Origin of the sequence: Saccharopolyspora sp. NPDC047091 (assembly GCF_040643635.1) — a bacterium.
Taxonomy (GTDB): Bacteria; Actinomycetota; Actinomycetes; order Mycobacteriales; family Pseudonocardiaceae; genus Saccharopolyspora_C.
Genome location: NZ_JBEYUS010000064.1, coordinates 1 through 26,181, shown reverse-complemented (window position 1 = coordinate 26,181; position 26,181 = coordinate 1). Strand labels below are relative to the sequence as shown.

General features: G+C 72.1%; 24 protein-coding genes. 16 read left to right on the top strand and 8 right to left on the bottom strand.

All coding sequences use genetic code 11. From position 1 onward, the window contains the following. The first annotated feature begins 27 nt into the window (after positions 1–27). The 3 genes from ABZ805_RS23060 to ABZ805_RS23050 all read left to right on the top strand — a co-directional run bounded on the left by ABZ805_RS23060 (position 28) and on the right by ABZ805_RS23050 (position 1,668). The gene (locus ABZ805_RS23060) at positions 28–210 is read left to right on the top strand and encodes a hypothetical protein (protein ID WP_358443858.1); all 183 of its coding nucleotides are present in this window, start codon (positions 28–30) and stop codon (positions 208–210) included. 121 nt (positions 211–331) lie between these two features. Then, positions 332–1,126: a DUF2334 domain-containing protein gene (locus tag ABZ805_RS23055; RefSeq protein ID WP_358443855.1), complete on the top strand. Its 795-nt coding sequence runs from the start codon at positions 332–334 to the stop codon at positions 1,124–1,126. A 140-nt stretch (positions 1,127–1,266) separates the two neighbouring features. Continuing rightward, complete coding sequence (locus ABZ805_RS23050; protein ID WP_358443852.1) at positions 1,267–1,668, top strand: ATPase; 402 nt, start codon at positions 1,267–1,269, stop codon at positions 1,666–1,668. A 19-nt stretch (positions 1,669–1,687) separates the two neighbouring features. Here ABZ805_RS23050 and ABZ805_RS23045 read toward each other — a convergent pair whose 3' ends face one another. Beyond that, on the bottom strand, positions 1,688–2,323 hold the full coding sequence (locus ABZ805_RS23045; protein ID WP_358443850.1) for an MBL fold metallo-hydrolase: 636 nt from the start codon (positions 2,321–2,323) through the stop codon (positions 1,688–1,690). A gap of 756 nt (positions 2,324–3,079) precedes the next feature. On the opposite strand from ABZ805_RS23045, the gene purS reads away from it, so the two are divergent. From purS to purL, 3 genes are all read left to right on the top strand, one after another. Then, positions 3,080–3,319 (top strand): phosphoribosylformylglycinamidine synthase subunit PurS, encoded by a 240-nt coding sequence (gene purS / locus ABZ805_RS23040; RefSeq protein WP_358443847.1) that lies wholly within the window; start codon positions 3,080–3,082, stop codon positions 3,317–3,319. Between the two features lie 136 nt (positions 3,320–3,455). After that, complete coding sequence (gene purQ / locus ABZ805_RS23035) at positions 3,456–4,133, top strand: phosphoribosylformylglycinamidine synthase subunit PurQ (RefSeq protein WP_358443844.1); 678 nt, start codon at positions 3,456–3,458, stop codon at positions 4,131–4,133. Between the two features lie 86 nt (positions 4,134–4,219). Continuing rightward, positions 4,220–6,490 carry a phosphoribosylformylglycinamidine synthase subunit PurL gene (gene purL, locus ABZ805_RS23030; RefSeq protein WP_358443892.1) on the top strand — a complete coding sequence of 757 codons (2,271 nt, stop codon included), beginning with the start codon at positions 4,220–4,222 and terminating at the stop codon, positions 6,488–6,490. Positions 6,491–6,604: 114 nt separating this feature from the next. Here purL and ABZ805_RS23025 read toward each other — a convergent pair whose 3' ends face one another. Beyond that, a complete protein-coding gene (locus ABZ805_RS23025; protein WP_358443842.1) occupies positions 6,605–6,733 on the bottom strand; it encodes a DUF397 domain-containing protein in 129 nt (42 codons plus the stop codon). Positions 6,734–7,117: 384 nt separating this feature from the next. On the opposite strand from ABZ805_RS23025, the gene ABZ805_RS23020 reads away from it, so the two are divergent. Then, positions 7,118–7,639, top strand: a complete 522-nt coding sequence (locus ABZ805_RS23020) for a DUF4232 domain-containing protein (RefSeq protein ID WP_358443840.1) — start codon at positions 7,118–7,120, stop codon at positions 7,637–7,639. Positions 7,640–7,880: 241 nt separating this feature from the next. On the opposite strand, the gene ABZ805_RS23015 is transcribed toward ABZ805_RS23020, so the two are convergent. Continuing rightward, positions 7,881–8,993, bottom strand: coding sequence for a pentapeptide repeat-containing protein (locus ABZ805_RS23015; RefSeq protein WP_358443837.1), 1,113 nt, complete (start codon positions 8,991–8,993; stop codon positions 7,881–7,883). A 41-nt stretch (positions 8,994–9,034) separates the two neighbouring features. Continuing rightward, positions 9,035–9,754, bottom strand: a complete 720-nt coding sequence (locus tag ABZ805_RS23010) for a lysozyme (RefSeq protein WP_358443834.1) — start codon at positions 9,752–9,754, stop codon at positions 9,035–9,037. 646 nt (positions 9,755–10,400) lie between these two features. Here ABZ805_RS23010 and ABZ805_RS23005 point away from each other — a divergent pair. Together ABZ805_RS23005 and ABZ805_RS23000 are read left to right on the top strand one after the other, a co-directional pair. Beyond that, positions 10,401–12,512, top strand: a complete 2,112-nt coding sequence (locus ABZ805_RS23005) for an EAL domain-containing protein (RefSeq protein WP_358443832.1) — start codon at positions 10,401–10,403, stop codon at positions 12,510–12,512. Between the two features lie 280 nt (positions 12,513–12,792). Continuing rightward, on the top strand, positions 12,793–13,449 hold the full coding sequence (locus tag ABZ805_RS23000) for a DUF4232 domain-containing protein (RefSeq protein ID WP_358443830.1): 657 nt from the start codon (positions 12,793–12,795) through the stop codon (positions 13,447–13,449). Between the two features lie 60 nt (positions 13,450–13,509). Here ABZ805_RS23000 and ABZ805_RS22995 read toward each other — a convergent pair whose 3' ends face one another. From ABZ805_RS22995 to ABZ805_RS22985, 3 genes are all read right to left on the bottom strand, one after another. Beyond that, a complete protein-coding gene (locus tag ABZ805_RS22995) occupies positions 13,510–14,553 on the bottom strand; it encodes a glucose 1-dehydrogenase (protein WP_358443827.1) in 1,044 nt (347 codons plus the stop codon). Next, on the bottom strand, positions 14,550–16,424 hold the full coding sequence (locus ABZ805_RS22990) for a glycoside hydrolase family 15 protein (protein WP_358443824.1): 1,875 nt from the start codon (positions 16,422–16,424) through the stop codon (positions 14,550–14,552). The genes ABZ805_RS22995 and ABZ805_RS22990 overlap by 4 nt, the downstream gene beginning before the upstream one ends. 70 nt (positions 16,425–16,494) lie before the next feature. After that, positions 16,495–17,082 (bottom strand): type VII secretion system-associated protein, encoded by a 588-nt coding sequence (locus tag ABZ805_RS22985; protein ID WP_358443821.1) that lies wholly within the window; start codon positions 17,080–17,082, stop codon positions 16,495–16,497. A gap of 277 nt (positions 17,083–17,359) precedes the next feature. Here ABZ805_RS22985 and ABZ805_RS22980 point away from each other — a divergent pair, with 277 nt between their 5' ends. The 4 genes from ABZ805_RS22980 (at position 17,360) to ABZ805_RS22965 (ending at position 21,254) form a co-directional block, all read left to right on the top strand. After that, positions 17,360–17,845 carry a PRC-barrel domain-containing protein gene (locus ABZ805_RS22980; RefSeq protein WP_358443819.1) on the top strand — a complete coding sequence of 162 codons (486 nt, stop codon included), beginning with the start codon at positions 17,360–17,362 and terminating at the stop codon, positions 17,843–17,845. A gap of 494 nt (positions 17,846–18,339) precedes the next feature. Then, on the top strand, positions 18,340–19,524 hold the full coding sequence (locus ABZ805_RS22975; protein WP_358443816.1) for a S8 family peptidase: 1,185 nt from the start codon (positions 18,340–18,342) through the stop codon (positions 19,522–19,524). Positions 19,525–19,892: 368 nt separating this feature from the next. Next, positions 19,893–20,615, top strand: coding sequence for a DNA-binding response regulator (locus ABZ805_RS22970; protein ID WP_358443814.1), 723 nt, complete (start codon positions 19,893–19,895; stop codon positions 20,613–20,615). Between the two features lie 255 nt (positions 20,616–20,870). Continuing rightward, a complete protein-coding gene (locus tag ABZ805_RS22965; RefSeq protein WP_358443811.1) occupies positions 20,871–21,254 on the top strand; it encodes a sterol carrier family protein in 384 nt (127 codons plus the stop codon). 9 nt (positions 21,255–21,263) lie between these two features. On the opposite strand, the gene ABZ805_RS22960 is transcribed toward ABZ805_RS22965, so the two are convergent. Next, on the bottom strand, positions 21,264–21,770 hold the full coding sequence (locus ABZ805_RS22960; protein ID WP_358443808.1) for a hypothetical protein: 507 nt from the start codon (positions 21,768–21,770) through the stop codon (positions 21,264–21,266). 429 nt (positions 21,771–22,199) lie between these two features. Here ABZ805_RS22960 and purF point away from each other — a divergent pair, with 429 nt between their 5' ends. From purF to ABZ805_RS22945, 3 genes are all read left to right on the top strand, one after another. After that, the gene (purF, locus tag ABZ805_RS22955) at positions 22,200–23,723 is read left to right on the top strand and encodes an amidophosphoribosyltransferase (RefSeq protein ID WP_358443890.1); all 1,524 of its coding nucleotides are present in this window, start codon (positions 22,200–22,202) and stop codon (positions 23,721–23,723) included. A gap of 227 nt (positions 23,724–23,950) precedes the next feature. Continuing rightward, positions 23,951–25,060 carry a phosphoribosylformylglycinamidine cyclo-ligase gene (gene purM, locus ABZ805_RS22950; RefSeq protein WP_358443805.1) on the top strand — a complete coding sequence of 370 codons (1,110 nt, stop codon included), beginning with the start codon at positions 23,951–23,953 and terminating at the stop codon, positions 25,058–25,060. A 124-nt stretch (positions 25,061–25,184) separates the two neighbouring features. Next, complete coding sequence (locus ABZ805_RS22945; protein ID WP_358443802.1) at positions 25,185–25,658, top strand: DUF4396 domain-containing protein; 474 nt, start codon at positions 25,185–25,187, stop codon at positions 25,656–25,658. The last annotated feature ends 523 nt before the right edge of the window (positions 25,659–26,181 follow it).

The window sequence follows — 26,181 nt, the reverse complement described above, 5'->3', positions numbered from 1 at the left end:
GGTTGTTCGGCCGGCTCGACCCCTGGGTTGTTCGACCGGCTCGGCTGCTCGTCCGGCTCGACCGCCGGGTTGCTGGACCCCTGGACCGGCTCGACCGCGGGGTCGTTCGACCGGCTCGGCTGTTCGACCGGCTCGGCCGCGCGGCTGGCTGGACCGCCGGATCGCTCGGTCGGCTCGACCGCCGGGCTGCTGGACCGCCGGTTTTGCTGATCGCCCGGCCTCTCGGCCGCCCGGTCCCCGGCGCGCGCGGGCGCGACGTTCGCCCGATCTGCGCCGTTCGGTCACCCGCCGGTCAGGGCCGGGACATCCGGGTGCGGCCCAATGGTCTGCCGTGGGCTTTCCGCTGGTCGTCTCCCTGTCGGGGCTCGGAGATCGGGCGCTGGAGCACTGCGCCTGGTTCGCCGCCGAGCTGGATCTGCGCCGCGTCCCGCTGACGCTGCTGGTCGCACCGCGACCGAACGGCTCCGCGCCGCCGCTGCCGGACCGGCCCGCGGTGAGCTGGGTGCGGGAGCGCCGCGGGCTCGGGGACGCGGTGGCGCTGCACGGCTTCGACCACGCCCCGCACGCGCAGCGGCTGCTGCCGCGGGTGGCGTCGTCCGGTCCGGCGGCCGTGGTCCGCGGCGCCGAGTTCGCCGCGCTCCCCGCGCACGAGGCCGGGTTGCGGCTGCGCGCCGCGGCCGCCGCGCTGGACCGGCTGGGACTGCGCGCCGAGCTGTTCGTGCCGCCGCGCTGGCTGTCCTCGCCGGGCACGGTGACGGCGCTGCGCGAGCGGGACTTCGCGGTGTGCGCGGATGCGCTGGGCGTGCACGAGCTGCGCACCGGACGGGTGCACCGCGCGCGGGTGCACGCGCTGGGCCCGGGCGCCCGCGTGGAGCACTGGTGGTGCCGGGCGCTGGTGCTGGGCGTGGGCCGGACGGCCCGCCGCGGCAGACCGGTGCGGCTCGCGGTGGACGCCGCCGACCTGGCGCGCTCCGGTTCGCGGCAGGCGGTGCTGGACGCGGTCGACCTGGCGCTGCACCACGGTGCCGAACCGGCGACCTACGCCGCGTTCGCGGGCGCCGCGGTGCCGCGGCAGCGCACCCCGCTGCCCACCGCGATGCGCAACCTCGACCCGCTCTCCAGCTGAGCGATCGCGGGTGACCGGCCCGCCCGCGCCGGTCGGCCGCGGTCAGGTGAAGGGGCTTTCACCTCGGGCTCAGGGTGGGCTCATCCGCGACCGCGAAGCTCGATCTCGTCCGGGAAAACGCGACGGAGAGGACGAGGAACATGCGGATCAGGAAGCCGAGCAGGGCGGTGCTGGCCACCGCGGCCATCGTGGGAGTGCTGGGGATCGGCGGCGCGGGCGTCGCGCTCGCGGGCGCGGGCACCGGCGCGGTGCCGGAGAACCCGGCCGCCGGAGCACCCGCCAGGTGGGACGACGACGGGCCGTGGGACGACGACCGCTGGGAACGGGACGACCGCGACGACCGCTTCGACGACGGGCCGTGGGACGACGCGGACGACCGGGCGGAGGCCGAGGCCGAGGCGCGGCTGCGGGCCGGAGCCCCGGCACCGCCGCCGCCGGGAGCGGCCGAGCGGCACGACGACCGGGATGACCGCTTCGACGACGACCGCTTCGACGACGACCGGTTCGACGACGACCGCGACGACCGCTTCGACGACGACTGACCGCCGCCGCGGCGACCTCCTACACGGAGGTCGCCGCCTCCCGCTCCAGCACGGCCACGTCGGTGCCCTGCGGCCCGAGCTGCTCGAACATCCGGTAGTGCATCGCGGGCGAGGCCAGCACGGCCTCGTGGATCGGCACCGCGACCCGCGGCGCGACGGCGCGCAGGAAGTCCACGGCCTCGGAGAGCTTCAGCCACGGCGCCCCGGTGGGCACGCCCAGCACGTCGATCCTCTGTTCGGGCACGTGGAACGAGTCGCCCGGGTGGTAGAAGGCGCCGTGGTCGACGACGAGGCCGACGTTGTCGATGACCGGGATGTCCGGGTGGATGACGGCGTGCTGCCCGCCGACGACGTGCACCGCCGCCCCGCCGAGCTCGAAGGCGTCGCCGGGCCGGGCCGCTTCGGCCTGGAAGCCCTGGCCCGCGACGATCTCCGCGGTGGAGGGGTCGGCGACGAGCCGCGCGCCGGGGTTGGCTTCGAGCAGCCCGGGCAGCCGGTCGGCGTCGAGGTGGTCGAAGTGCTGGTGGGTGATGAGCACCGCGTCGAGGTCGCGCAGCTCCTCGAACCCCGGGGAGAACGCGCCGGGGTCGATGAGCAGCCGCGCCTGCCCGGTGTCCACCAGCACGCATGCGTGTCCGAAGTGTGTGATCTTCATCGGCTCGCCCTCCCAGGACGCAACGGTTGTGCGCCCTCCAGCTTCGCAGAGCGCCGCGGGAGGTCGTTTTCGGCGCGGCCGGGCGTTCGGTCCGGTTCGCCCCGGGAGATCGCCGAAAACGGTGTTCGGCGATTCGATTTCTCATTCGGGTGAGACCGGTGCGATAGCGGTTAATGGGAATGTTCGGGGCTTCCCGCTGCGCCGCTGATCGGGGGGTGTGCGGCGCAGCGGGAAGCGTTCCGGGGATTCCGCTGGGGGGTGGCGGAATCCCCGCCGCCCCGCGTCGCGCGGAAGGGGGTTTCGCGCGCCTGCGGTGGCGGTTCCACCCGGCCTGTTCGGGATCTGCGGCCGGGGAGCTGGGGTTTCTCGACGTCGAGGGGGTGGTGTGGTGGTGCCGGGAACCTGTTTTCCGGTGTTCCCGGTAGTAAGACGTCGGAAGTCCCGTGAACGTTCCGTGAAATCGGCGGAAAGTGTCGGAGGACACAGCGTGGAAAAGCGTTCTGGACAATGCTGCTGAATTCGGCTGAGTAGCTCTGCACAGAAGGGGTGATGTCGTATTTCGCAGCACCTTCCCCCGGACGGGGGAAGGTGGGCGGGTCGATCGCGGAGCGTGCCGGGATGTGTCCTGCAGCGCTCCCGGTGCACCTGTGTGCGAGGGCGAACCCGCAGCTCAGTTACCCTTTGCAGGTACTGCTGGACATCCATCCCTGTCCTGCACGGGGCAGGAGGATCTGCACGAATCCGGGAGCATCGCCCGTGGCCCGAGTCGTCGTCGACGTCATGCCCAAGCAGGAGATTCTCGACCCGCAGGGTCAGGCGGTGGCCGCTGCGCTGCCCCGGCTCGGCTTCGAGGGCATCTCCGAAGTCCGCCAAGGGAAGCGGTTCGAGCTGGAGGTCGCCGACGACGTCGACGACGCCACGCTCGCCCAGATCGCCGAAACGCTGCTGGCCAACCCCGTGATCGAGAACTTCGTCGTCCGCAGGGCGGAAGCATGAGCGATCTCGGGCCCACTTCAGTCCTGCGTAACCGGACCTCAGGGGAACGTGACGCAAGCCGGCCACGAGGAACCACCGAACGCGAGGTTCAGCCGGGCGCAACCAGCACTGTGAATCGCGGAGAGGCGGTACCGGCATGAGCCCGAAGATCGGCGTCATCACCTTCCCCGGCACCCTCGACGACGTCGACGCGCAGCGCGCGGTCCGCAAGGCGGGTGCCGAGGCGGTCCCGCTGTGGCACGCCGACGCCGACCTGCGCGGCGTGGACGCGGTGGTCGTGCCGGGCGGCTTCTCCTACGGGGACTACCTGCGCTGCGGCGCGATCGCGAAGTTCGCCCCGGTGATGGGCGAGGTGATCCGCGCGGCCGGGCAGGGGATGCCGGTGCTGGGCATCTGCAACGGCTTCCAGATCCTGTGCGAGGCCGGGCTGCTGCCGGGTGCGCTGACCCGCAACTCGGGCCTGCACTTCGTGTGCCGCGACCAGTGGCTGAAGGTGGAGAACAACTCCTCCGCGTGGACGTCGCGCTACGACGCGGGCGCCGAGCTGCTGATCCCGCTGAAGTCCGGTGAGGGCGCCTACATGGCGGACCAGGCCGTGCTGGACGAGCTGGAGGGCGAGGGCCGGGTGCTGTTCCGGTACCTGGAGGACGACCCGAACGGTTCGCTGCGCGGCATCGCGGGCATCACCGACGCGCGCGGCCGGGTCGCCGGGCTGATGCCGCACCCGGAGCACGCGATCGACCCGCTGACCGGGCCCACCGATGACGGTCTCGGCATGTTCCTGTCCGCTCTCGACGTACTGGTGGCAGCGTGAGCAACAACGAGCACGACGCGACGGCCGCCGCGGTGGCCGCGGTCGCCGACGGCCCGGAGACGGCTCCGGCGGAGGCGCGGCCGGAACTGGACACGGTGGGCGTCGCGAAGTCCTCGCCGGACCTGGCGCAGCCGTACCGCGAGCTGGGGCTGAAGGACGACGAGTACGAGCGGATCAAGGAGATCCTGGGCCGCCGCCCCACCGACGCCGAACTGGCGATGTACTCGGTGATGTGGAGCGAGCACTGCTCGTACAAGTCGTCGAAGGTGCACCTGAAGTACTTCGGCGAGACCACGACGCCGGAGATGCGGGAGAAGATGCTGGCCGGCATCGGCGAGAACGCCGGTGTGGTCGACATCGGCGACGGCTGGGCGGTCACGTTCAAGCTGGAGTCGCACAACCACCCGTCGTACGTGGAGCCGTACCAGGGCGCGGCCACCGGTGTCGGCGGCATCGTCCGCGACATCATGGCGATGGGCGCCCGCCCGGTCGCGGTGGCGGACCCGCTGCGGTTCGGCCCGGCGGACGCGCCGGACACCCGCCGGGTGCTGCCGGGCGTGGTGGCCGGGGTCGGCGGCTACGGGAACTGCCTGGGCCTGCCGAACATCGGCGGCGAGGTCGTGTTCGACGAGTCGTACGCGGGCAACCCGCTGGTGAACGCGATGTGCGTCGGCGTGATGAAGACCGAGGACCTGCACCTCGCGCACGCTTCCGGCACCGGCAACAAGGTGATCCTGTTCGGCGCCCGCACGGGCCTGGACGGCATCGGTGGCGTGTCGGTGCTGGCCTCGGAGACCTTCGACGACGCCGAGGGCGGCACGGGCCGCAAGAAGCTGCCGAGCGTGCAGGTCGGCGACCCGTTCACCGAGAAGGTGCTGATCGAGTGCTGCCTGGACCTGTACCACTCGGGTCTGGTCGTGGGCATCCAGGACCTGGGCGGCGCGGGCCTGTCCTGCGCGACCTCGGAGCTGGCTTCGGCCGGTGACGGCGGGATGCGCGTGGACCTGGACCAGGTGCCGCTGCGCGCGTCGGGCATGAACCCGGCGGAGGTGCTCTCCAGCGAGTCCCAGGAACGCATGTGCGCCGTCGTCGAACCGTCCCACGTGGACGAGTTCATGAAGGTGTGCGCGAAGTGGGACGTGCTCGCGACGGTGATCGGCGAGGTCACCGACGGCGAGAACCTGGAGATCTACTGGCACGACGAGCTGGTCGTGGACGTGCCGCCGCGCACCGTCGCCCACCAGGGCCCGGTGTACGAGCGCCCGGTGCAGCGCCCCGGTGAGCAGGATCTGATCGCCGCGGACAACGCGAGCACCCTCGCCCGCCCGTCCACTCCGGACGAGCTGCGGGAGACGCTGCTGACGATGGCGGCGTCGCCGAACCTGTGCTCCCGCGAGTGGGTGACCAGCCAGTACGACCGCTACGTGCGGGGCAACACGGTGCTGGCGCAGCCCTCGGACGGCGGCGTGCTGCGCATCGACGAGGAGACGGGCCGCGGCATCGCGGTCGCCACCGACTGCAACGCCCGCTACACGCGGCTGGACCCGTACGCGGGTGCGCAGCTGGCGCTGGCCGAGGCGTACCGGAACGTGGCGACCACGGGTGCGACCCCGATGGCGGTGACGAACTGCCTGAACTTCGGTTCGCCGGAGGACCCGGGCGTGATGTGGCAGTTCCAGCAGGCGGTGCAGGGGCTGGCGGACGGCTGCGCGGAGCTGGGCATCCCGGTGACGGGCGGCAACGTCAGCTTCTACAACCAGACCGGCAGCCAGGCGATCCTGCCGACGCCGGTGGTCGGCGTGCTCGGCACGATCGACGACGTCACCCGCCGCATCCCCACCGGAATCGGTGGCGAGGAGGGCGAGACGCTGCTGCTGCTCGGGGACACCCGCGAGGAGTTCGGCGGCTCGGAGTGGGCGCGCGTCGCCCACGGCCACCTGGGCGGTACTCCGCCGAAGGTGGACCTGGCCCGGGAGAAGCTGCTGGCCGAGGTGCTGCTGGCCGGTTCCCGCGACGGCATGATCTCCGCCGCGCACGACCTGTCCGAGGGCGGGCTGGCGCAGGCGCTGGTCGAGACGGCGCTGATCGGCGAGTGCGGTGCCCGGGTGGTGCTGCCGGAGGGCGCGGACCCGTTCGTCGCCCTGTTCTCCGAGTCCGCGGGCCGCGTGCTGGTGGCGGTGCCGCGCAGCGAGGAGCTGCGGTTCACCGAGATGTGCGCGGCGCGCGAGCTGCCGTGCGCGAAGGTCGGCGTCGCCGATGCGGGCACGTCGAGCCTGGACATCCAGGACATCGCCGAGATCCCCCTCGCGGAGCTCCGCGAGGCCTGGGAAGGCACCCTCCCGGCGCTCTTCGGCTGACGCTCCACTCCGGACGGCCCGCCACCCCGACCCGGGGTGGCGGGCCGTTTCGCGTCAGGTGAATGGCCCACCTGCCCGGTCTGGCGGGTCGAATGGGCCATTCACCTGGGGTGATCAGCGGTCGTAGCGGCCGGATGCGATCGCGGCGAGGAACGCCGTCCAGCGGGCGGAGGTGATGCGGAGGGTGCCGCCGTCGCGGTCCTTCGTGTCGCGGACCCCCGCGATGCCCGGTGCCCCGCCCACTTCGACTCAGGTCTGCGTCGCGGAGGTCCGGGATCTGGTGCGCCATCCGCTGATCTCGGTGGAGGTCACGCTCTCTCCTTGTCCCACTTGCGGCGGTAGCTGCTCAAGAGCTCGACGGACTCGTCGACGCTGAGCGCGCAGGTGAGAACGGTATCCCGCAGCGTGCGGTAAGCGGAAACATCGGCGCGCCCCCGCTCACCACCAGAGGTGAATGCCCATCAGCCCAACGAGAGTGGGCGAATGGGCCACTCACCTCGCCTGCGCGCGCGAGACGTCTGCGCGCGGGCGGGGTTGCCTTGCTGTGGTTCATCGCACGGCCGGGCATCCCGTCGTGCCGCCGAGCGTCTTGTGGATCAAGAAGCAGATCGAGCAGGGAGGCAGACCATGAAGCTCCGCCGCGCCATCGCCGCCACGGCCGTCGCAGGTGTCGCCCTCGGGGTGTCCACGCTGACCGCCGGTTCCGCACTGGCGGACCCGAGCGACGCGCCGTGCACCAGCGACGAGGTGAACATCGAGGTGACCAGGGATCTGGCCGACCCGGGCGAGTACGAGGCGTTCCTGGTCAAGTACACCGCCGCGAGCCCCGACGTCAGCTGCACGCTCGAAGGCGGCGCCGCCGACTTCGCCTTCTTCGACGGTGCGGACCAGGTCCCGGGAGTCGAGGTCCAGGTCGACCACGCCCCGCGGGAGCCGGTGCTGGTCGAGGGCAGCATGTTCGGGATCTCCCGGATCTCGCAGCGGGTCGAGGATCCGGCCGGCCCGGTCGTGCCCACCGATGTCGAGTTCAACCTGCCGGGCGTCCCGGACGGGCCCGCCGCCCACGAGTCCGCCGCGTGGCCGGCCGACGAGCCGATCAAGGGCGAGGTGCTGATCGCTTCCACCATCAGCCAGAGCGCCGCCGAGTGACGAGCGCTCGCCGTTGACGCGGCGAAGACCCGAACGAGGGGTGCGGGCCTTCGCCGCTCAGCCTCCCCCTCGGTCCCGGTCCGTCGAGGCCCGGATCGAGGAGGAGGCGCGCAGGTCCCGCCCGCGGCGGAAGCGCGCACATCCCACCGCACCCGCCCGCGGCGGCGCGCGCACCCCGCCGCTCCCGCCCGCAGCAGCCGCGCGCACATCCCACCGCACCACCACGGCCAGGGCCCGGCGGTCACCCGCGCACCGCCTCCAGGTCCCATCCGCCGAAGTGCGATCCGGCGCCGAACCGGGCGTCCTCGGTGCGCACCTCCGGCGCGGGCTCGGTCCCGCAGAGGTCCAGGCCGCCGGTCAGCCGCGCCGACCGCAGGTCCACCGCCCCGTCGAAGCGGGCGTCCCGCACGTACCACCGCTGCTCGCCCGTGATCCGCTTGAGGTCCACCGACGTGCGGAACACGGAGCGGGCGAAGTCGCAGGGCGCGGCGGTCCGCGCGCCGCGCAGTTCCACGGGCCCCGCGAAGTCGACGTCGGTGGCCCGGATCCGGCCGAGGAACACCGAGTCCCGCAGGTGCACGCCGCCGCGGAACACCGCGCCGCCGAAGCTCGTGGTGTGCCGGAAGCGGCAGCGGTAAGCGGCGATGCGGCCGACGACGCGGTCTTCGAGGGAGAACCGCTCCAGCCAGGCGCGGGTGAGGTCCAGGTCGTGGATCGGCGGGTCCGGGTCGTCCCGGTGCGGCAGCAGGTCGACGACGAGGCGCTGCGCGGTCTGCCGCGCGTGCCGCTCCCGCTCCAGCTCCGGCGCGATCTCGGGGAGTTCGCCGTCCGGCAGCAGCTCCGGGAGCGTCCACTTCGGATGGTCGAACGGCCTGCGCAGGTAGGAGCACAGCACGTCCAGCACGGTCTGCGCGTACTGCGGCCGGGTGCGGGCGAGGCCGGCCAGCGAGTGCATCGCGCCGACCCGGACCTGGTCCGCGTCGTGGCCGAGCAGCTCCACGGCGCGGGCGAAGCGCTCGTCGTCGGCGCGGTCCCGGTCGTGCCCCGTGCGGCGGTCCTCCAGCTCCTGCCGCCTGCGCTCCAGGTCGTAGCGCTCCCGGTCGAGCTCTTGACGCTGCTGGTCGAGCGCCTGGCGGTGTTCCTCGACGCGGCGTCGGCGGTCGTTGAGCCAGAGGGCGTAGAGGGCGACGACGGAGCCCGCGGCGAGCCCGCCGGTGCGCAGGGCGTCGGCACCGGTGCTGCGCGGATCGAAGATCAGCAGTCCGGTGCTCACCCCGCACAGGGCCACCACGGCCAGCACGATCGTCCCGGCCAGTCCGGCTCGCCGTGCCCGCCGCGGCTCCTGCTCGTCCACGGGTCCGATCATCGCAGCCGGTGCGTCCGGCGCGGGACCGATCAGCCCAAGGCGATGGCTTCGAGCTGGGAGTAGGCGCCGTTGAAGGCGTTCTGGTCGATCGGCGTCGAGCTGTACTGCCAGAACGTGTGGAAGCCCCAGCCGTACGGCAGCGCGCCCACGCTGCCCGCGTAGCGCGCGACCCACAGCGGGCTGGTCGAGCCGAAGTCCCCGCGCACGCACTGGTTCCACCAGTTCGTGCTGGTGTAGATCACCGGGTAGCGGCCGGTGCGGTGGAAGTACGTGTCGGAGAAGTCCTTGACCCACGCCGTCATCGAGGCCTGCGACTGCCCGTAGCAGGTGTCGCCGTACGGGTTGTACTCCATGTCGAGCGCGCCGGGCAGCGTCCTGCCGTCCGCCGACCAGCCGCCGCCGTGGTCCACGAAGAAGTTCGCCTGCGCCGCGCCGCTGGAGACGTCCGGCAGCGCGAAGTGGTAGGCGCCGCGGATCATGCCCACGTCGTAGGACCCGTTGTACTGCTGGGCGAAGTACGGGTTCCGGTAGGTGGTGCCCTCGGTGGCCTTGACGAAGGTGAACCGCTTGCCCTGGTTCCAGTACCCGGGCCAGTCCACGTTGCCCTGGTGGCCGCTGACGTCGATGCCTTCGACGGTGGCCAGCGGGGACAGTTCGGGCAGGCCGCGGACCTGGTCGCCGCCTTCGTGCTTGCGGATCTGCGAACCCATCGCGTGGTCGGTCGCCGGCTCGTCGGTCTGGGAGCTCATCGCTGCCTCCGATCGGAGAGGGGAGGGGCCTGCGTGCGCGGGGGCCGCGAGCAGCACGCACGCCCAGGTGATCGAGAGTAGGGAGATCGTGCCGCGGCGGCGAGCGCGTCCACTCGAATGCGTCATCGAAGGTTGGCCCTCTCGGAGAGTCGAAGCCGGTGGCTGTGGCGAACGTTCGCCTAGCCCGAAAGTGTGGCGAACGGTTTTCATCTTTTGCAGCGCGAACGTGGACGAATGACCGGAATGGCGCAATCCGGACGGCACGTGCACATCGAGCGACATCTCAGCCGGAGTGAGGGGAATCCGCACGTTGTGACCGCTCGCGACCCGACGGTCGGGTGAACGGCGCCGGGCCCGGGACCGCCGCCGGGCCTGCTGGTCTGCCGGATCGACACGAATGGCTACCCTGGGTGGGCGGGAATGCGGGTTCGACCGCTCAGCGCCACCGGTCGTATGCTCCGGAGACCCGCTTCACCAGGCACAACCGGGCCACCGAACGACGAACCGGGCACCGGGCGCAATCGGGGCACCACGACCGGCGGGCCACGGCCGAGGGGGCGAACCGACGACGGACGAGTGGAGGGGCGCCACGGGCATGACGGGGTGGACCACGCCGGTCCCGAACACCCGGGAAACGGAGCCGGCGGTGAGCAGAACGGACCGCAGGCGGTTCGCGGCGGTCTGGGCCCAGACCTTGATGGGCACCAGCTACGTGCCCATGACCAGCGCCGAAGTCGAAGGGCGCTTGCTCGGCTACACCGAGCGGCTGGTCGAATCGCTGCTCTCCGATCCGTTCGATCCGGCCGCCGCGCAAGACGTCGGCGACGACCTGGTGGCCGTGCACTTCACCAGCGCCGACTCGCTGGCCCGGACCATCGACCTCATCGGCGACCAGTTCCTCGACGTGCTGCACCTCGACGACGGGCCCGGCTGGCGGCGGCGCATCGCCGCGCTGCAGGGCGCGCTGTGCACCGGGTTCGTCCAGGCGGCCCGCAAGCGCACCCTCGACGAGCAGGAAGCGATCCGGCAGGCCGTGCTCGACGCGCGCGACGCCGTCGAACAAGCCCTGCGCACCAGCGAGGCCCGGTTTCGAGCGATCTTCGCCGAGGCCGCCATCGGCATCTGCATCGCCGACATGGCCGGTCAGGTCCTGGAGGTCAACTCCTCGCTGCGGCGCATCCTCGGGCGCCCCACCGAGGAGCTGAAGCGGATGACTACGCACGACCTGCTGCACCCCGCCGACTCGGAAGGCTTCTGGCGGCTCTACGAGGAGCTCGTCCGCGGCGAGCGCGACCAGTACCGCGTGGAGAAGCAGTTCACCCGTCCCGACGGCGGCCGCGCCTGGACCGAAGTGATCGTCTCGCTGGTGCGCGGCGAGGACGGGATGCCGCTGTACCAGGTGGCCATGGTCGAGGACGTCACCGACCGCAAGCTGCTGCAGGACCGGCTGCGCCACCAGGCCATGCACGACCCGCTGACCGGGCTGCCGAACCGGGCGCTGTTCATGGAGCGGCTCACCTCCGCGATGCGCACCAGGCAGGACGGCGAGCGGGTCGCGCTCTGCTACATGGACCTGGACGGGTTCAAGGTCATCAACGACAGCCTCGGCCACCACGTCGGCGACGACCTGCTCGTCGCCGTGTCCGAGCGGCTCGCGCTGTCCGTGCACGGCGAGGACCGGCTGGTGGCCCGGATGGGCGGCGACGAGTTCGTCATCCTCATCGAGGACTCCGCCAGCACCGAGCAGGCCATCGAGATCGCCGACGAGATCCTCGACGCCCTCGTCGAACCCATCCGCATCGGCGGCCACGAGCTGTCCGTCTCCGCCAGCATCGGCATCGTCGAACGCCCCGTGCACGGCCAGAGCGCCGCCGAGCTCATGCGCGACGCCGACGTCACGCTGTACTGGGCGAAGGCCGAGGGCAAGGGACAGTGGGCGCTGTTCGACCCGGAGCGCAACGCCACCGAGGTCGCCCAGTACCGGCTGTCGGCCACCATGCCCGCCGCGCTGGAGCGCGAGGAGTTCTTCGTCGAGTACCAGCCGCTGGTGGGGCTGCGCGAGTACGGCGTCGTCGGCGTCGAAGCCCTCGCCCGCTGGTGGCACCCCGACCTCGGCAGGCTCGGCCCGGACCGGTTCATCGCGCTCGCCGAGGAGACCGGGCTGATCGTGCCGCTGGGCCGCTGGGTGCTGCGGCAGGCGTGCAAGCAGGCCAAGGAGTGGCAGGACGAGTTCGGCGACGCCGCCCCGTTCGTCAGCGTCAACCTCGCCGTCCGGCAGTCCCGCGACCCCAACCTCGCCTCCGACGTGGAGACGATCCTGCGCGAGACCGACCTCGACCCGACCCGGCTGCAGCTGGAGCTCACCGAGAGCGCGGTGATGGGCACCGCCGACGAACCCATCGAAACGCTGTGGGCGCTGACGAAGATGGGCGTGCGGATCGCCATCGACGACTTCGGCACCGGCTACTCGAACCTCGCCTACCTGCGGCACCTGCCGGTGCACGAGCTGAAGATCGCCGGCTCGTTCATGTCCGGGCTGCGCGACCCGGAGAAGGCCGACCCGGTGGACGCCCGCATCGTCGGCACCCTGGTGGACCTGGCGCACACCCTCGGGCTCACCGTCACCGCCGAAGGCGTCGAGACGCACGCGCAGGCGCGGCGGATGGCGGAGATCGGCTGCGAGACCGGGCAGGGCTTCTTCTTCGCCCGCCCCTGCTCCCCGGAGCGCATCCGGGCGTTCATCGCCGACCACGTCTGACGCGTCGGGCCGGGCGAACGGTCTCGCGAACGGTCCGGGGTCCCGCCCCGCGAACGGTTCGGCGAACGCCTGGCGTCCGGTCCGGTGAACGGCCCCGCGTCCGGTCCGACGAACGACCCGGTCGACTGGTCCGCTCGGCCGCGCGAAGCGCTCACCTGCGCAGATCGAATCGGATGCGGAAATTTCTGCATCCGGCGCAACTCGCCGTGCGGGTGGACGTCCTACGAGGTGAGAGAAGCGCGGGGGGACACCGGCGCACATCCGAGGGAAGGCTGAAGTGATGTTGAAGCGGACTCGTACGGCGACCATGGCAGCGGCGCTCATCGGCGGCACGATGCTGCTCGCGGGCTGCGGCGGCCAGGCCGCGACGAACTCCGCGGCGGGGCAGGAGGGCATGGGCTCCGACACCGCGCCCGCCACGGAGGGCATGGGGTCCGACCTCGCCCCGTCCGACGACCACGCCAGCGGCACGCACGACGACATCTCCGCCTCCAACTGCTCGGCGGAGGACTTCAAGGTCACCATGCAGGCGCAGCCCTCCGACGCCAGTGCCAGCACCAGGTTCCTGGTCCAGATGGAGAACACCTCGGACAAGTCCTGCGAGCTCGGCGGCTGGGTGAACCTCACCCCCACCAACATGGCGGGCGAGGCGTTCGACGTGCCCACCGAGAACGTCAACCTGCCCGGCCCGGACGCCGACCTGACCCTGGAGCCCGGCAAGAGCGCCTTCGCCGGTGTGAAGATCGAGACCGCCGAGAAGTCCGACTCGGACGCCAAGGTCGCCTCCGGCTTCACCGCGACCCCGTCGGACATGAACGGCGAGGTCAACGCCGAGGTCAAGGACCTCAACGGCGGAAGCAGCCCGGTGGAGATCACGGTCAAGAGCATGCAGATCGGCACCCTGCAGCCGTCGCCCCAGGGCGTCGTCGCGTTCTGATCCACGCACGCACGGAACGAGCCCGCGCCGGAGGTCGGCGCGGGCTCGTCGCGTTCCGGGTCAGGCCTGCAGGTCGACGACCGGTTTCACGTCGTCCGGCGTCCGCTCCAAGGCCTGCGTCCAGTCGTCCAGCGGGACGCGGCGGGTGATCAGGTCCGCCAGCCAGCCCTGGTCCGCGTCGGACAGCGACCGCACCGCCTGCTGGTAGTGCCGCAGGTTCGCGTTCACGCTGCCCACCACCACGTCGTTGTCCAGCACCAGCTCGTCGTTGATCGCGCCCGCCGGGACCGGCAGCGTCCGGTCGTGCCCGGCGATGCCGGTGAGCACCGTGATCGCGTTCCGGGCGGTGCGGCGCAGCACGTCGAACACCACCTCACCGGCACCGGTCGCCTCGATCACCACGTCCGGTTCGCAGCCCAGGTCGTCCATCGAGGTGTGGTAGGTCGCGCCCAGCCGCCGCACCAGCTCCGGCTTCGGCCCGTCGGTCATCCGGTCCAGCACGTGCACGTCGAGCCCGCGCTGCACGCCCAGCAGCGCCCCCAGCAGGCCGATCGCGCCCGCGCCGGTGACCAGCGCGTGCCGCGGCGCGTAGTAGGCGCGGCGGCCGATCAGCTCGGCCTGCTCCCACGCCTTCGCCACCACCGACGCCGGTTCGGTCAGCACCCCGCGGTCGCCCAGCGAGCCGGGCACCTTGATCGCGAAGCGGGGTTCGATGGTCCAGCGCTGCGCGCCGAAACCGTCCAGCTCCTTGATGCCGCACTCGGTGAACTCGCCGTTCAGGCAGAAGTCCCACTGTCCCGCCGAGCACGCCGGGCACGGGTGCGGATCGGGGCGCCGCACCACGCCCACCACCAGGTCGCCCTCGCTGAACCCGCTGATCGCGGGCGCGTACCGCACCCGGCCCAGCGACTCGTGGAACAGCACCATCCGGTCCCGGCCCGGCGGCAGTACCCCGTGCGACGCGTGCGTCACGTCGTGGTCCGTCGCGCACGACCCGACCAGCAGGCCGTCCACCAGCAGTTCGCCCGGCCCGGGCGTGGGCTCCGGGAGTTCGGAGACCGCGGCCGAATCCGGCTCGCCCGGCACCACCGTCGCCGCCTTCACCGCGGACCCCTCCCGTTGCGCCTGCTCGACTCGCCCCGAGTGTGCCCGCCGTAGAGCACCGCGGCCGAATTGACCAGCGCCAAGTGGCTGAACGCCTGCGGGAAGTTGCCGGTGAACCGTCCGGAGTGGACGTCGAACTCCTCGGCGTACAGCCCGACGTCGTTGGCGAGCGCCACGAGCTCGTCGAACATGGCCACCGCCTCGTCCCGCCGCCCGCTCAGCGCCAGCGCGTCCACCAGCCAGAACGAGCACGCCAGGAACGAGCCCTCGCGGCCGCTGAGCCCGTCGACCTCGTTGGTGTCCTCGCCCGTCGTGTAGCGGTCCACCAGCACGCCGCGGCGCAGCTCCTGTTCCACCACCCGGATCGTGCTGCGCACCCGCTCGTCGTCGCCGGGCAGGAAACCCACCGACGGGATGAGCAGCGTCGCCGCGTCCACCGTGGTGCCGCCGTAGTACTGGGTGAACGCGCCCAGCTCCGGGTTCCAGCCCTTCGCCAGCACCTCCGCGTGCACCTCGTCGCGCAGCTCCCGCCAGTGCTCCACGGGGCCCGGCAGCCCGTCCTCCTCGGCGGCGCGCACGGCGCGGTCGAACGCCACCCAGACCATCACCCGCGAGTGGGTGAAGTGGCGGTCCGGGCCGCGCACCTCCCACAGGCCCTTGTCCGGCTGCTGCCAGATCGTCGCCAGGTGCTTGAGCATGCCGCGCTGCAGCGCCCAGGTGTCGGCGTTCTCCGCGACCCCGCGCTCCCGCGCCAGGTGCAGCGCGTCCATCACCTCGCCGTACACGTCGAGCTGCTGCTGGCGGAACGCGCCGTTGCCGACGCGCACCGGCTGCGCGCCCTGGTAGCCGGCGAGCCAGTCCACCTCCCACTCCAGCAGGTGCCGCTCCCCGTCCACGCCGTACATGATCTGCACGCCCGCCGGGTCGCCCGCGACGGCGCGCACCAGCCAGCGCCGCCACGCCGCGGCCTCCGCGGAACAGCCGAAGTTGTCCAGCGCCAGCAGCACCAGCGTCGCGTCCCGCAGCCAGCAGTAGCGGTAGTCCCAGTTCCGGTTCCCGCCGAACGCCTCCGGCAGCGACGTGGTGGGGGCGGCGACGATGCCGCCGGTGGGCGCGTAGGTGAGCGCCTTGAGCGTGGCCAGCGACCGGTACACCGCGGCCGCGTGCGGGCCCGAGTAGTCGATCCGCTCGGTCCACTCGCGCCAGAAGTCCGCGCTGTCCTGCGTCTCCTGCACCGGGTCCATCGGTGGCGGGATCGTCTCGTGATCGCTGGACCACTGCATCACCCAGGAGCGGCGCTGCCCCGCGCGCACCGCGAACACCAGCTCGTGGGCGCGCTCGTTCGGCACCCGCTGCGGCAGCAGGTCGCCGCGCAGCACCGCGGTGTGCGGGCCCGCGATCGCCAGGATGTACTCGTCGGGCTCGGGATCGGTCTGCCGCACGTGGCGCACCCACGGCACCGAATCGCCGTAGGCGAAGCGCACGATCCAGCGCAGCCGCATCGGGACCTCGCCGGAGACGCCCTCGACCATGCGCACCAGGCACGGCGGGTCGTGCTGGTTCTTCTCGTGCGGCGGCATGCTGTCCACCAGCCGGACGACGCCGCCGTCGGTGTGGAACTCGGTCTCCAGCACCAGCGAGTTGTCCCGGTAGCGGCGGCGCACCTCGCGCACCGGCTCGTCGGGGACGAGCTGCCAGTGCCCGTCGCGGCCGTCGCCGAGCAGACGGCTGAAGCAGGACGGGGAATCGAAGCGCGGCAGGCACAGCCAGTCCACCGAACCGCTGGTGTCCACGAGCGCCGCGGTGCGCAGATCGGACAGCAGGGCGTAGTGCTCGATGGGGCCGGGCGGGCCGGCGGGTTGATCGCTCACCCGGCCGAGGCTAGGCACCGACGCCCCGGACGACCACCTCCGCGGAGGCGGCCGTCGCGGAGCGGGCCGATCAGTTCGGGGCCGCGGTGTCCACCAGGACGTGGTGCGGGATGACCGCGCGCACCGCGTCGTCCAGGTTCAGCCCCAGGTCCAGGCCGTCCAGCAGCGCGGGCAGGTCGCCGCCTGCGACCCGGCGCGAACCGGGCCAGCTCTCCGGCACCCGCTCCGCCGAGGTGCAGGCGGGCACCAGCTGGCTGCCGTCGTCCAGCTCGGCGACGTACACGGCCGGTTCGCCCGCGCCGTCCTCCGGGTCGTAGAGCAGCACTTCGGCGGCGAGCACCGCGGGCGCCAGCTCGGTGTCCGGGGATTCGCCGGTGGCGATGCGGTGCAGCACCCGCTCCAGCTCGTTCACCGGGTCCGGCAGCGCGAAGGTGAGCTCCGAGGGCTCGTACTCGTCGTTGTACTGGAACTCCGGGTCGATCTCGCCGTCCGCGTCGATGTGGAAGGCGCCCACGACGCCTTCCGGCGGCACGTCGTCGCCGGACTCCTGGTAGCCCGGGTCGACGATGTAGAGCCAGCTGTTCGGAGTCTGCCTGGCCTGCTCCCGCATCTCGTCGGTGATCGGCGGCGGTCCGGGGCGGTCGGGTTGCTCTGACATGGCGCTGGCGTCCTTCGTCGGCTGAGTGGTGGGCTCGACCGGACGCGGCCGGCGCGATCGTCGCCGATCCCGCGGGTTCCCCGCCCGTGCGAGGTGTACCCATCGAGCCTCCCAGTTCTACCGGCCGGTGCCGGATGGATCACCCGGCGGGTCCGTCCATCCCGGCAGGACGGTGCGGGGCGATCACGGATTCACCGCCACCGCAAGGGGTTCCGGGAATGTTCCGGGACCGGTATCGCTGGTCACGCATCCACCTTTCCGAGGTGCCGGTCCGGTCGTGGGCGGGGCAGACTGGGCGGGCGGCGAGTTCGGGGAGGCGGTCGGCATGATCGGTCAGCGGGAAGCACTGCACCTGTTCGGGTGCGAGGTCTTCGACCCGGCGGGGCACCGGATCGGCATCGTCGGCCAGCTGTTCCTCGACGAGACCACCGAGCAACCTGCCTGGATCACCGTGCAGACCGGCCTGTTCGGCACCAACGAGAGCTTCGTCCCGCTGGAGGGCGCCGCGTTCGACGGGGACACGCTGACCGTCTCGGTGCTCAAGGAGACGGTGCGCCACGCGCCGCACGTGCGGCTCGACGACGGCGACCTGCTGCTGGAGCAGGAGCACGCGCTGTACCTGTACTACGGCCTGGAGTACGGCGTGGCCCCCGCCGAACCGGCCGCACCGGGAGCGGAGCCGGTCGTCCAGGAGGGCGAGCTGCCCCCGGAGTACGTGGAGGCGGTGCGGCTGAAGCTGCGCCGCTGGGTCGCCGCGACCTGACCCCCGCACCGCGAATCCCGGGTGTGACGCGTCCACCCGTTGGGAAATGCGGCCCGTTCCCGAGACCGCGCGCGGAATTCATCGAATTCATCCCCGAATGGCCGAACGCGGCGCGCTCCCGGCATTCCGCTGCCTTTCTCGGCCGTCTCGCCGTGCCGCCATCGGGGTGATGCCACTGCGCGGAACGGCCCGTTTCTGCGCGCTGCGTGCTCGCCCTCTCATCCGCTTGGCCGGTGCGGTGCCAGGCGGACGAACCAAGTTCGGAGAAATGCGATCGCAGTGCGCTCCATCTCGGATGCTCAATGAATGCGCAGGTGGGAAGGGTGTTGACGGCATTCTTCCGGAGTCGTTGAATGGTGATCCCACGTCCGCGCAAGGGTTTGGCCACTCATCGCCAAATCCTCCGATCCGCTTGTTTTCGTGGTTTACGTTCGGTTTCGCACCATCAGATCTCCGTCCGGCCTCACCCGGGCGGCGCTGAAGGAAGAGGGATCATGACGAAAATGTTCTCCCGAAGCAGGGCGGTCGGTGCGGGAATCGCCGCCGCCGCACTGGTGCTCTCCGGTGCTCCCGCGTTCGCGGCGCCATCCCTGGCCCCGCTGACCCTGCACCCCGAGACGGGGGTGCTGTCCGCGGACGGCACCGCCGATTCCTACGTGGTCGACCTGCGGGACGGGTCGAACCCGGCCGCGGTCGCCGCCGCGCTGGGCGTGCGCACCGACCACGTCTACACGCACAGCCTGCACGGCTTCTCGGCGGAGCTGACGCCCGAGCAGCTGCAGGCGGTGCGGGCGAACCGCGAGGTGGCGGGGGTGTCGCAGAACTTCCGCATCCAGGTCGAGCAGCCGCAGCGGCCCGCCGAGGTCGGCTCGTGGGGCCTGGACCGGCTCGACCAGCCGGACCTGCCGCTGGATGGGAACTACGCGCCGAACGGCACCGGCGAGGGCGTGACGGCCTACATCGTCGACACCGGCATCGACCCGACGCACCCCGATTTCGAGGGGCGCGCGTCGATCGGCTTCGACGCGACCGGCGGCGACGGCGCCGACGGGCACGGCCACGGCACCCACGTGGCGGGCACCATCGGCTCCGCGACCTACGGCGTGGCGAAGGGCGCCGAGCTGGTCGGGGTGAAGGTGCTCGACGACAACGGCAGCGGCACCTCGGCGGACATCATCGCCGGGCTGGACTGGGTCGCCCAGAACGCGGACGGCCCGTCGGTGGCGAACATGTCGCTGGGCGGCAGCAAGGACCCGACGCTCGACGAGGCCGCGACCGGCCTGGTCGACGCGGGCGTGTTCCTCGCCGTCGCGGCGGGCAACGAGTCGCAGGACGCGGAGAACGTGTCCCCGGCCAGCGCGGAGGGCGTGTTCACCACGGCGGCCTCCGACACGACCGACGCCTCGGCCGAGTTCACCAACTTCGGCGCCACCGTCGAGGGCTACGCCCCCGGCGTGGACATCGTGTCGCTCGCGCCCGGCGGCGGGACCGCGACGTTCAGCGGCACCTCGATGGCCAGCCCGCACGTGGCCGGGGTCGGGGCGCTGTACCTCGCGGCGAACGAGGGTGCCGCGCCCGCGGACGTGATCAGCGGGCTGCAGGGGTCCGCGGCGGCGGACGTGATCAACGGCGCGCCGTCCGGCACGATCGCCGATCTGCTGCAGACGGGCGAGCTCTGAGTTGAGCGAACCGGTCCCCGCCTCACCCGTTCGGAGGCGGGGACCGGTGCGTTCCGCTGATCGGCACGTTCGGCGGAGAAGTCGCGACCGCCGAATGGTGTTCGACAAAGGTTGAGCGGTGCCCTACTGCAAAAGTGGGTTCCCGGGACGATCTCAAGCTGGTTACGGTATCGATCGAGGGGGCCGCTCGCTGCCTGTCGCGGAACTGGTCCAGACCAAGATCGTTTGCTGGACCGAGCCTGCGAAGGCACGTCACGAAAGGGTGTGCCGTGTTATCCGGATACACCGAGGCGCCTGAGCGCGCACAGCCGACCTCGTCGGAACTGCCCGGCCAGGTCAGGACCACCGCGACCGAGGCGGAACGCGCGGTGCGTTCCCAGGTCGAGGCCCGGGACGCCGTCGTCTCCGTCGCCCGCGCCGCCAAGGCCCAAGCCGGCAGCTCCGGCGGAGTGCTCCAGGTCGTGCACGGAGCCCGCCGCGTCGGTTGGGCCGCCTACGAACTCCAGCGCAGCGCCACCGAACTCGTGCAGGGCGTCGCGAAACCGCCGTACGCAGCCACCGGATCGCTCGATTCGCTGGAATCCCGCAAGCTCGCCGAAGGCGTCGGCTACCAGGTGCTCTACGACCGCTCGGCGCTCGCCCGCTCCCCGCAGCTGGAGCTGACGTCCCGGCTGGTGGCGCTCGGCGAACAGGCCCGCGTGGTGCACGTGGCGCCGACGAAGATGATCGTGGTGGACAACGAGGTGGCGCTGCTGCCGCTGACCACCACGGAGCACACGGTGGAGAGCGCGGTGGTGATCCGCAGCTCCGCCATGCTCGTCGCGGTGATGCGGATCTTCGAGGACATGTGGCGGTTCGCCGCCCCGTTCACCTGCGAGCAGGAGCGGCTCGCCGGCGACGACCAGCCCTCCGAGGAGGAGCGGTGGATCCTGTCGCTGCTGGCCTCCGGCGCCACCGACGACACGATCGGCAGGCTGATGGGCTTCAGCGCCCGCACCGCGCACCGGCGCGTCCGCGAGCTCATCGCCCGGCTCGGCGTCGAAACCCGCTTCCAGGCGGGGATGCAGGCCGTCAAGCTCGGCTGGCTCTGACCCCGGGCGGAACGGGCCGTTCGCCGCGCAGGTCGAACGGGCCGGTCAGCGCACGCCTTGGTGCTCCGGATGCCCCGGTGCCCCGGACGGCCAACGCCTCGGACGGCCAACGCCTCGGACGGCCAACGCCTCGGACGGCCAACGCCTCGGACGGCCAACGCCTCGGACGGTCCGGCTCCTCGGACGCCCCGGCCCCGGCGCCGCGGACGCCCCGCGGCGGGGAGGTCGTCCCCGGCGGCGTCCTAAGCTGACCGCATGCCTCCACGTCGGCGGGTCGACCCGCACGAGCTGCGCGCGGCGATCGACGCGGTCGCGCCGTGGCTGGCCGACGAGGGCCGGCGCCCGGCGCGCGCGGAGACCGCGGCCGCGGTCCGGTCGAGCCTGCGCACCCTGGAGGAGATCGCGCCCGGCCGCACCGTCGAGGTGCGGGTGCCGCCGTACGCCGCCGTGCAGTGCGTCGCCGGTCCGGAGCACACCCGCGGCACCCCGCCGAACGTGATCGAGACCGATCCGCGCACCTGGCTGCTGCTCGCCACCGGTGAGCTGGACTTCGCCACCGCGGTCGAGGACGGCCGGGTCAGCGCCTCCGGTTCGCGGGCCGACCTGACCGCGTGGCTCCCGCTGGTCCGCGCGTCCTGACCCGCCCGGTCAGTGCGCCGACTTCAGCAGCACGACCAGCAGGCCGAGCCCGATGAGCACCAGCACCAGCAGCGTGCGCTTCCACCACGGCAGCCGCGTGCGCCGCACCGCCAGCACCGCGAACACGCCCATCGTGGCCACCAGGAACCAGATGCTCGTCCAGGTCGCGACCGCGAACGGCACCAGGCCCAGCGCCGAACCGACGAGCAGCAGCACCGGCAGCACCGCGGCCTGCAGGATCTGACCGGAGGTGCGCAGCATGTGCACCGGATGCAGCGGTTCCGCCACCACCTCCCGCACCGCGAGGTGCGCGACGTACTCGGAGAGCAGGCTCGCCGCCCACAACCCGCCGGTGGCCACCACGACGTCCAGCACCGCCGTCCACGGCTCGACGGGCTCGCCGGGGTGCCGCGCGAGCACCAGCAGGGTGCTCAGGCAGGCGATGGAGCCGTAGATCCGTTCGCGCAGCACGGAGGCGATGTGCTCGGCCCGGGCGCTGTCGGCGGGTGACGTCATGGCGACGTTTCTAGCCGCCCGTTCCGGGTGCCCGCGCCGCGGGGCGAGCGGCCGCACGGAGCTGCGCCGATCGGACATCGGCCGAGGTCCGGACGGCGCAATCTCGGCTGCGGCGGGCGCCGGGGCGGTCACCTCGGGTGCTCGCCCGGGCGCGCACCGGCGCGAACGCTGCGATGACCGGGTTCACACCACCGCCGCGCGTTCGTCGAAACTCCAGTTCAGCAGGGGTGCTGTTCGGGCTTCGCGGAGGCGGCCGGTCATCCGGTCTTCGGCGCCCGTTTACACTGAGGCGTAACTCCGACTCCGTCCTCCAGGGAGTTCTCGGTGGTCTTCGACCGGCCAGACGGCAGTGCCCCCACTACCTCCAGCGCCCGCAGCGCACCCGGTTCGGGCGCCCCCGAACCGGTCGCCGATCCGTTCGAGCAGGACGTGCCGCACGAGGAGTGCGGGGTCTTCGGCGTGTGGGCTCCCGGTGAGGAGGTCGCCAAGCTGACCTTCTACGGGTTGTTCGCCCTCCAGCACCGCGGCCAGGAAGCCGCGGGCATCGCCGTCGGCGACGGCTCGCAGGTGCTGGTCTACAAGGACTTGGGCCTGGTCAGCCAGGTGTTCGACGAGCAGGTGCTGGCCTCGCTGCGCGGCCACGTCGCCGTCGGCCACAACCGCTACTCCACGACGGGCGGCGCGAGCTGGGAGAACGCCCAGCCGACCTTCCGCACCACCGCCTCCGGCAGCGGGCTCGCGCTGGGGCACAACGGGAACCTGGTGAACACCGCGGAGCTGCGGGAGCGGATCGTCGCCGAGGGCGTCGACACCGTGTCCGCGAACAGCTCCTCGCCGGCCTCCGCCTGCGACCGCGCCACCACCGACTCGGATCTGGTGTGCGGGCTGCTCGCCGCGCGCGCCGCGGACAAGGGCATCGAGCAGGCCGCGATGGACCTGTTCCCCACCGTGTCCGGCGCGTTCTCCATGGTCTTCTCCGACGAGTCGACGCTGTACGCGGCCCGCGACCCGCAGGGCGTGCGCCCGCTGGTGCTGGGCAGGCTGGAGCGCGGCTGGGTCGTGGCCAGCGAGACCGCGGCGCTGGACATCGTCGGCGCGTCCTTCGTCCGCGAGGTCGAGCCGGGCGAGCTGCTCGCCATCGACGCCGACGGCCTCCGCTCGCAGCACTTCGCGCACCCCAAGCCGAAGGGCTGCATCTTCGAGTACGTCTACCTGGCCCGCCCGGACACCACGATCTCCGGCCGCTCGGTGAACAGCACCCGGGTGGAGATCGGCCGCAAGCTGGCCCGCGAGCACCCCGTCGACGCCGACCTGGTCATCCCGGTGCCGGAGTCCGGCACGCCCGCGGCGATCGGCTACGCGCAGGCCTCCGGCATCGACTACGGCAACGGGCTGGTGAAGAACTCCTACGTGGGGCGCACCTTCATCCAGCCGTCGCAGACCATCCGGCAGCTCGGCATCCGGTTGAAGCTGAACCCGCTGCGCGAGGTCATCCGCGGCAAGCGCCTGGTGGTCGTGGACGACTCGATCGTCCGCGGCAACACCCAGCGGGCGCTGGTGCGGATGCTGCGCGAGGCCGGGGCGATCGAGGTGCACGTCCGGATCGCCTCCCCGCCGGTGAAGTGGCCGTGCTTCTACGGCATCGACTTCGCCTCCCGCGCGGAGCTCATCGCCAGCGGCACCGACACCGACGGCATCCGCCGGTCCATCGGCGCCGACTCGCTCGGCTACGTCTCGCTGGACGGGCTGGTCACCGCCACCGAGCAGCCGCGCACCCGGTTGTGCGCGGCCTGCTTCGACGGGAACTACCCGATCCCGCTGCCGGAAGAGGCGCAGCTCGGCAAGTACCTGCTCGAAGGCGTAGCGGGCGGAACCGAGAAGGGCGTCTCCGGACCGGCCGAACCGGTCCTGTCCAGCGGTTACGGCGGAGCCGACGCGCTGCGCAGGCCCTGACCGGCCGTGGCGGCACCGGCCGCTGCGCGCCGCGTAGCGTGGTGCCGCCCACCGCCGGGCTGGTCCGTCCGTGGCTCGCAGCCGGGTGGCAGCGGAAATCCGCGCGACGGGACGGGAACCGGCGGGTACGCCTGTGGTAGGCAAGAGGTGTGGGATGGCCCACAGCCGCCCGCGCCGCCGACCGCGCGCCCACCAACGTTGAACGCACACCAGATGTGGAGTCAGTCGTGTCCGAAGACCTGCTCGCAGGCTCATCCGCCGCCGCCGAGAAGGCCACCTACGCGAACGCGGGGGTGAGCATCGAGGCGGGCGACGAAGCCGTGCAGCAGATGCTGCCCTGGGCGAAGCGGGCGAGCAGGCCGGAAGTGCTGGGCTCGCTCGGCGGCTTCGCCGGTCTCTTCCAGCTGAAGCTGGACCGGTGGACCGAACCGGTGCTGGCCTCCTCCACCGACGGCGTCGGCACCAAGCTCGCCGTGGCCCAGGCGATGGACAAGCACGACACGGTCGGCGTCGACCTGGTCGCGATGGTCGTCGACGACCTGGTGGTGTGCGGGGCGGAGCCGCTGTTCCTGCAGGACTACATCGCGGTCGGCAAGGTCGTGCCGGAACGCATCGCCGACCTGGTCAAGGGCGTCTCCGAAGGCTGCCTGCAGGCCGGGTGCGCGCTGCTCGGCGGCGAGACCGCAGAGCACCCGGGCATGATGGCGCCGGGCGAGTACGACATCTCCGCGACCGGCGTCGGCGTCGTCGAGGCGAGCGGGATGCTCGGCCCGGACAAGGTCCGGCCCGGCGACGTGGTGATCGGCATGGGCTCGTCCGGGCTGCACTCCAACGGCTACTCGCTGGCCCGGCACGTGCTGCTGGAGCTGGCCCGGATGCCGCTGACCGGCCACGTGGAGGAGTTCGGCCGCACCCTCGGCGAGGAGCTGCTGGAGCCGACCCGGATCTACGCGAAGGACTGCCTGGCGCTGGCCGCCGAGACCGAGGTGCGCACCTTCGCGCACGTCACCGGCGGTGGCCTGGCCGCGAACCTGGCGCGGGTGGTGCCGACCGGTCTCACCGCGGTGCTGGACCGCGGCAGCTGGACCCCGGACCCGGTGTTCGGCCTCATCGCCCAGCGCGGCCGGGTGGAGACCGAGGAGATGGAGCGGACCTTCAACATGGGCGTCGGCATGGTCGCCGTCGTCACCGCGGAGGACGTGGACCGGGCGCTGGCCGTGCTGACCGCGCGCCACGTGCCCGCCTGGGTGCTCGGCGAGGTCGCCAAGCAGCCCACGGTGGAGGACGCCGCCGAGGACCAGCGCGTCGTCGTCCGGGGCAACCACCCGAGGTTCTGAGCTCCTGATCGACGACAGGGCCGCGACCGGTTGGTCGCGGCCCTGTTCGCGTCCGCAGAATGCGGCCGAGCCCGGTGGGTGTTGTGGTCGGTGGAGTCGGACCGCGAGCCGGAGGAGAACCGTCATGACCGACCGCCACGAGCACGGAGCCCGTCTTGGTCCGGGCGCTTCGTGGGCCGTCGCGGTCTCGGCGACGCTGCACTGCCTGACGGGCTGCGCGATCGGCGAGATCCTCGGCATGATCATCGGGACGTCGCTGGGCCTGCGCAACGCGGGCACCGTGGTCCTGTCCGTGGTCCTCGCGTTCGCCTTCGGCTACGCGCTGACTATGCGCGGAGTGCTGCGCACCGGGGTGGGCCTGGCCGCCGCGTTCCGCGTCGCGCTCGCCGCCGACACGGTGTCCATCTTCGTGATGGAGGTCGTGGACAACGCGGTGATGGTCGTGCTCCCCGGCGCGATGGACGCGGGCGTGGGAAGCGCGCTGTTCTGGGGATCGCTGGCGTTCTCACTGGCCGTCGCGTTCGTGCTGACGGTGCCGGTGAACAAGTGGCTCATCGCCCGCGGCAAGGGCCACGCCGTGGTGCACGGGCGGCACTGACCCCTGTGGAGCGGCCGGGCGAAGAAATCCGAGCCGCCGGGAATTCCGGGCAGGGCTCGCCCGTTGTACGGGGTGGCCGGTGTGCGCGTGCCCCCGGGCTCCATCACGAGCCTGCAGGGAATACCGTTCGGCTGGAGCCTTGCAGCGCCATCCGCCGAGAGGCGGCCCGCACACCGGCCCCTGCTTGTCCGACCACTCCGGGAAGACTCGAAACGCGCGGACCCCCATCCGGGGCGGACGCGCTCCGGTGAGAGGCCGATCCGCACCGGCGCCGAAGATCCGGGACGAGCCCGTTCGAGACGGCGCCGAAGATCCGGAAGTCCGAACCGGAACGAAAAGAAGTGCGCCGGCGTACCGGCGCACTCGATCTCGTGTTCGCGATGGCGTGTCCGGCGATCACACGCTCACCTCAGGCCGTCGGCACTCCTCGCCGAAATCCGCACGACCTGTTCCGCCCGGACGGCGCGCCACAAACCGAAGCCGCCCGCCCCGCCGAACACCAACCGAAACACACCCCCGGAAC